This is a genomic window from Rhizobium sp. 01T444 (assembly GCF_056398305.1).
The window spans coordinates 1-656 of the sequence record NZ_JBFTPD010000219.1; the positions used below are offsets into that span (position 1 = coordinate 1).

1 protein-coding gene is annotated in these 656 nt (G+C 68.4%); it reads left to right on the forward strand.

Annotated features, from left to right (window positions below; translation table 11 throughout):
• Positions 1-656 (forward strand): cyclase family protein (locus AC1DTN_RS38070; protein WP_477925332.1); only part of this gene is annotated, 656 nt, incomplete at both ends.

Genomic DNA, 656 nt, shown 5'->3' on the forward strand with positions numbered 1-656 from the left:
GTGGGATTCGCTCGCGCACGTGGGCTCGCTCTTCGATGCGGACGGCGACGGCGTGCCCGAGATGGTGTACTACAACGGCTTCAGGGCGAACGAGCACATCGTCGGCCCCACGCGCCATGCGGCCGGCGGCGACACGCCGATGGAAGGACCCCACGGCGCCCGCGCCCTGGACATCGCGACGCTCGCGGTCAAGGCGATCCAGGGCAGGGCCGTGCTCGTCGATCTCGCGCATCACTACGGCCTCGCTCGGCAGCCCATCGGCTACCGGGAGCTTCGCCATGTCATCGAGTCCGATGGCCTGTGCATCGGCGAAGGCGACATCCTGTCGATACGCACGGGCTTCGCCGAAGTCCTGCTCGGCATGAACCGCCAGCCCGACAGCGCGCTCCTGAACGCCTGCGGCTGCGTGCTGGACGGGCGCGACGAGGAATTGCTGCAATGGATCAGCGCCTCGGGCATCTCGGCGATCTGCGCCGACAACTACGCCGTCGAGGGGATCTCTTCGCCGCGTGATCCAGGCGCGCACTCGGTGGTGCCGTTGCACGAGCATTGCCTGTTCAAGCTGGGCATGCCGCTCGGCGAGCTGTGGTGGTTCGAGGAGCTGGCCGCCTATCTGCGATCGGCCGGGCGCCACGCCTATTTCCTGACCGCGCCGC